Source organism: Methylobacterium sp. CCH5-D2, from assembly GCF_001556475.1.
Taxonomy (GTDB): domain Bacteria; phylum Pseudomonadota; class Alphaproteobacteria; order Rhizobiales; family Beijerinckiaceae; genus Methylobacterium; species Methylobacterium hispanicum.
Genome location: NZ_LSIX01000487.1, coordinates 1 through 4,630 on the forward strand (window position 1 = coordinate 1; position 4,630 = coordinate 4,630).

General features: G+C 76.0%; 4 protein-coding genes and 1 pseudogene. 2 read left to right on the forward strand and 3 right to left on the reverse strand.

From position 1 onward, the window contains the following. Positions 1-654: pseudogene (locus tag AX737_RS12395) on the reverse strand (helix-turn-helix transcriptional regulator); the annotation flags it as partial. Between the two features lie 184 nt (positions 655-838). On the opposite strand from AX737_RS12395, the gene AX737_RS12400 reads away from it, so the two are divergent. Together AX737_RS12400 and AX737_RS12405 are read left to right on the forward strand one after the other, a co-directional pair. Further along, positions 839-1,054 carry a hypothetical protein gene (locus tag AX737_RS12400; RefSeq protein WP_066921733.1) on the forward strand — a complete coding sequence of 72 codons (216 nt, stop codon included), beginning with the start codon at positions 839-841 and terminating at the stop codon, positions 1,052-1,054. A 79-nt stretch (positions 1,055-1,133) separates the two neighbouring features. Continuing rightward, complete coding sequence (locus AX737_RS12405) at positions 1,134-1,913, forward strand: endonuclease/exonuclease/phosphatase family protein (protein WP_066921735.1); 780 nt, start codon at positions 1,134-1,136, stop codon at positions 1,911-1,913. A gap of 7 nt (positions 1,914-1,920) precedes the next feature. On the opposite strand, the gene AX737_RS12410 is transcribed toward AX737_RS12405, so the two are convergent. Both AX737_RS12410 and AX737_RS12415 read right to left on the reverse strand, forming a co-directional pair. Continuing rightward, positions 1,921-3,480, reverse strand: a complete 1,560-nt coding sequence (locus AX737_RS12410; protein WP_066921737.1) for a phospholipase D-like domain-containing protein — start codon at positions 3,478-3,480, stop codon at positions 1,921-1,923. Beyond that, entirely contained in the window at positions 3,477-4,283 is an 807-nt protein-coding gene (locus tag AX737_RS12415; protein ID WP_308445267.1) for a TVP38/TMEM64 family protein, read from the reverse strand. The genes AX737_RS12410 and AX737_RS12415 overlap by 4 nt, the downstream gene beginning before the upstream one ends. Between the last annotated feature and the right edge of the window lie 347 nt (positions 4,284-4,630).

Below are 4,630 nucleotides of genomic sequence, written 5' to 3' on the forward strand. Positions count from 1 at the left end.
CTGCAGCACGTTGAGGCCCGAGCCCATCAGGGCGGCGGCGCGCCCGTTCATCCGCACCACCGCGCCCGCCCCGTCGAGGAGCAGGCCCGCGCAGCGCATGAGGTCGAAGGCCTCCAAGGCCGAGCCCGCCCGCGCCTGCGCGATCCGCAGCGCGAGCCGCCCCGCCCGCTGCAGGTGCGGCACCACCCGCTCCAGCGCCTCGCACTCGGCCTGCGTGAAGGCCCCGCTGCGCGGCGCGCGCTCCAGCGACAGGATCAGGCTGCGCCCGCCCGCCGGCACGAGGTAGAGCCCCGCGAAGTGGCGCAGGCCGTGCGCGCTCACGTACTCGGCGTTGAAGGGCAGCCGGTCGAGCTCGCGCGGCGAGAAGATGTGCTGCTCGGTGAGCACCCGGCCGGGGTCGCGCATCGCCGGGATGCCGCGCAGCACCCGCGGGTTGTGGGCGAGCCAGCCCTGGGCGAGCCCGTCGGCGATCGCCGCGTCGAGGAAGGGGTTGCAGGCGAGTTCGAGCGGCGCGTCGGGCCCCGGCAGCATGAGGGCGCCCTCGGAGCCGAAGACCCGCGCGCAGGTCTCAAGTGTCTGGCGCCACAGCTCGGGGCGCAGGGCGGCCTCGTAGAAACTGTCGACCAACGCCGAGACCGCGTCGTGGCTCTCCATCGGGTCGCACCTTCCCCGTCCGCCCGGGGCCCCCTCGCGCGTGCGGACGTGCCGGACCATTCACTCACGATGCGGGCGCGGCGGCATACCCCAAACGGGTCATGAAAGAGCGGTCTTTTGTGGACGTCATCGCGGGCCGGATCCATGCGGTCCCGCCCGGCGGGACCGGGAGGGAGATCGCGCGATGGGCCCGAGCCTCGCCGCGTCGCTCGCGCAGGTCTGCGCCTTCGCCCTCGGCTTTGCCCTGATCCACGCCGCGCGCCGCCACGCCGCCGTCGTCACGGCGGTGCTGGCGGCCGTCGCGGTCGCGGCGGCGCTGCTCCTGCTGCTGGCCGTCGCCGTCGCCCCGGCGCCGGACGCCGACCTCCCGGACGCGGTCTCAATCGCCGCGGCGGCGTGAGGCGGCGTGAGGCGGCGCGGGGCGCGCCGCCCTATCTTGAGGGGCCGCGGGGCCGCCGGCTCCTGACGCGAGCGCGCCCTTGATCCGTCTCCTGAGCTACAACATCCGGCACGCGCTGGGCCTCGACGGCCGGGTCGCGCCCGAGCGCATCGCCGCGGTGATCGCCGACCTCGCGCCCGACGTGGTGGCGCTGCAGGAGGTCGATGTCGGGCGCGCGCGCACCGGCGGCCACGACCAGGCGGCGGTGATCGCCCGCGCACTGCGCATGGATTACCATTTCCACCCCGCCCTCCACGCGGAGGGGGAGCGCTACGGCGACGCGATCCTCACCCCCCATCCCGCGCGGCTCGTGCGGGCGGGGGCGCTCCCGGGCCATCCGCGCCGGCTCGGGCTGGAGCCGCGGGGGGCGCTCTGGGTCGAGGTCGCGCTGGGCGGGCGGCGGCTGCAGGTGCTCAACACGCATCTGGGGCTGACGGGCGGCGAGCGGCTGGCGCAGGTGGAGGCCCTGCTCGGGCCCGACTGGCTCGGCAACCCGGCCTGTCGCGAGCCCGCGGTGCTGCTCGGCGACCTCAACGCCACGCCCTGGTCGCGCAGCTACCGGCGGCTGGCCGGCCGCCTCGCCGACGCGCGCCGGCTCAGCCCGACCGGGCGCGCCCGCTCCGGCGCGACCTTCCCGACGCGTCTGCCGCTCCTGCGCATCGACCACGCCTTTGTCTCGTCCGGCATCCGCGTGGGGCGGATGGGCCCCGTGGGCGGCGGCCTCGCCCGGGTCGCCTCCGACCACCGGCCGCTGCTCGTCGAGATCGCGCTGGACCCGGCCGTCGGGGAGCCGGCCCGTCGGGCGGAGGCGGCGGGCTGAGGCCGCCTCACCCGCCGAGCTTCGTCCGGACCGCCGCCCGCAGCAGCCCCGGCCGGCGCCAGGGCCGCCACGCATCGCCCGGGCCGTAGGGGTCGCCGAGGTTCAGCGCCTCGACGAGGCGGGCGACGAGGCCCCGGTGTGAGGGGACGACCGGGCAGAGCCGGCGCGGCGGCACCAGGGCGGGGTCGTCGAGCGCCGCCCGCAGGCTGCCCCGCTCGGCCACCCGCGCCGCGAAGGCGCGCGCCTCGCAGCCCGCGTGGTGGGCGAGCAGCCGCTCGCGCACCCGGGCGATGGCGGCGCGCAGGCCCGCGTCCTCCGGCCCGTCGCCCGCGGCCAGCGCGAGGTCGCACTCGGTGTCGTAGCCGAAGGAGCGGTTGTTGAGGTTGGTCGAGCCGACCCGCAGCAGGGTATCGTCGAAAACCGAGACCTTGGAGTGGATCAGGATCGGCTGCCCGGACGCGGTGTGGGGCGCCAGGATGCGGAAGCGGTCGAAGCGGTCCCGCGCCTTCAACCGCTTGATCAGCCCGCGCCGGGCGCTGTCCATGGTGAGCCGGTCGAAGCCGTTCGGGCTGCGCTCGGCCACCACCACGACGATCTCGGGCCCGTCCGGCTCCTCGAGCCGCCGGCCGAGCGCCTCGGCCACCAGCGGCGCGGTGAAGTACTGGTTCTCCAGGTAGATGCTGCGCCGCGCCCCCGCGATCGCGCTGAGGAACAGGGCCTCGTTCTCCCGGATCGCGGGCGCCCGGCCGAGCGCCGGCACCGTGCGGGCGAGCGCCACCGGCACGTCGGCGAAGTCGGCGGCGAGGGTCTCGGGCCAAGGGTCCTCGAAGGGACCCTCGAAGCGATCCTCGAACGGACCCTCGGGCGCGCCCGCCCCGGGTCCCGGCTCGGCGGCCAGCACCTCGCCGCTCGCCGCTCGCCAGCGCTCGCGGGCGAGCGCGGCGAGCGCGCGGGCGGCCTCGCCGTCCACCGCCAGCATCACGTCGTGGCGCGGCGGGTAGGCCTCCCCCGAGGGCAGGCGGCGGCGGGCGTCGCGGTCGCGGTGGGCGGGCGTGTCCCAGCGGTTGGCCTCGAAGTCGCTGCCGCCGCAGAAGGCGATCCGGTCGTCCACCACCAGGATCTTCTGGTGCTGGCAGGCGCCGAAAGGCAGCGTGCCGTCGATGCGGTAGTCGATGCCGGGGCCGAGGCGCTCGCGGATCGCCGGGGGCTTCATGTCGCTGTTGGCCGAGATCGGCCAGGGCATGTTCCAGATCAGCAGGCGGATCGCGAGTTCCGGCCGCTGCAGCTTCAGCCGGCGCAGCAGGTCGCCCAGCGCCTCGTCGCCGGAGGGGTCGGCGCTCTCCGGCCGCAGGCAGGTGCGCGGGTCGAAGCTCCAGCCGATCAGCAGGATCGAGCGCCGGGCCGCGACGAGCGCGTGGCGCGCCGCCGCGAAGTAGGCCGCGCCGTCGTGCAGCAGGGCGGCGCGGGGCGCGCGCTCCCGCCGCCAACAAGTCTCGCCGGGCCGCAGCACGCCGGAGGGTGCGGCGAGCGGGACCGGCAGGTCCCCGGGTTTCACCGCGATGGTCATGATCCCGCGCCCTGCTCCCGTTCCCGTCCCGGCCCGATGCCCGGCCCGATGCCGCCCCGCGCCCGGGCCGCCGGCCGGGCCGGGCCGGCGCCGCGGGCGCGCAGCCTCGCCCGCACCCGCCGCCGCGTCAGCCAGACGAGCCCGAGCGTGGCGACGAGGCCGAGGCCCAGCGAGATCCAGTGGACCGGATCCTCGCTGCCCGCCGCGCGCCCGATCACCCCGAGATAGATGCACAGGATCGTGCCCGGCAGCATGCCGAGCACCGTCGAGAACAGGAAGGCGCCGACGCCGACGTCGGTGATGCCGAGCGCGTAGTTCTGCACGTTGAAGGGCACGAAGGGGCTCAGCCGCATCAGCAGGAGCAGGCGCCAATCCCCGTCGCCGACCGCCTCGGCGGTGGCCCGCCAGGCCGGGCGCCGGTCGATGATGCGCCCCACCGGCCCCTGCAGCACGGAGCGGGCGGCCAGGAAGGCCAGCAGCGAGCCCGCGGTGGCGGCCCCGAGCACGATCGGCATCGCCCACCAGCCGAAGGCCACCGCGCCCGCGATGGTCAGCGGCGTGCAGGGGATCACCAAGAGCGTGGCCGCGAGGAAGATGCCGGCGAACGCCACCGGCCCCCAGACGCCGAGACCGGCGCTCCAGGCACCGAAATCGCGCAGCCACGCATCGACCGGCAGCAGCCGCCAGAGCGCGACCGTCGCCGCCACGGCGCCGACCACCACCAACCCGTCGCGCAGAGCCCCCGAGCGCACCGTCGAACCGCCTCTCTCGTATTCCGGCAGCCCGCCGGACGCCGCCCTCACAGAACGGTGATCGGGCGGCATGTTTCCATGCCTGCGGCAACGCTTGAGCCGGCGTCACGTCTCCGTCATCCGAGCGGGGCATTTCTGCCACGCTTCGGCGCGGGCTGGATGGGTGCGCCGGCCACGGCTTGCGGACGATATAGCACAGGCTATGAATCGCCGGATCGGGGCGCTCGGCAGAGGGGCGAGAGGCGGCTGTGACGCGGATGCGGGGGCCATCGAGGGCGAAAATCTCGGGCGACAGCCCGCGCGCTCTCCCTCTCCCCTCGGTGGGGGAGGGTGGGCCGGCCGTCAGGCCGGGTCGGTCGGGACGAAGCCCCGCGGAGAGGGGAGCGACGGTGCAGGAT

Excerpts from the sequence above, each read along its gene's own strand:
- AX737_RS12410 (WP_066921737.1), bottom strand. The coding sequence starts at position 3,480 with ATGACCATCGCGGTGAAACCCGGGGACCTGCCGGTCCCGCTCGCCGCA.
- AX737_RS12400 (WP_066921733.1), top strand. The coding sequence starts at position 839 with ATGGGCCCGAGCCTCGCCGCGTCGCTCGCGCAGGTCTGCGCCTTCGCC.